The following is a 302-nucleotide window of genomic DNA, read 5'->3' as shown; positions in this document are numbered from 1 at the left end:
CCGCGGCGCACGATCGAACCCGAGAACACCGCATCCCCGGCCGCGCACGTCACGGGCAGTGACTCGCCGGTCAGCGCAGACTGGTCAACCTCGATCTCGTCGCCCTCCAGCAGTCGGGCATCCGCGGGAACGATATCCCCCAGCCGCAGCCGGATCACGTCTCCCGGCACCAGCTCACTGGCGGCGGGCGTGACCCAGGTACCGTCACGTCGAACCCGGGCATTCATAGCGAGCGTGTCCTTCAGGGCGGCGATGGCGTTTCCGGCCTGGCGCTCCTCGAAGAACCCGACCAAAGCGTTCGC

The 302-nt window shown here is 68.5% G+C and carries 1 pseudogene; it reads right to left on the bottom strand.

The window, feature by feature from the left end:
- Positions 1-302: pseudogene (locus QN350_RS19840) on the bottom strand (cation-transporting P-type ATPase); the annotation flags it as partial.

Source organism: Cryobacterium sp. 10I5, assembly GCF_035019865.1.
Taxonomy (GTDB): domain Bacteria; phylum Actinomycetota; class Actinomycetes; order Actinomycetales; family Microbacteriaceae; genus Cryobacterium; species Cryobacterium breve_A.
The sequence above is the reverse complement of the archived record's forward strand: the minus strand, read 5'-3'. Positions and strand labels throughout refer to the sequence as shown.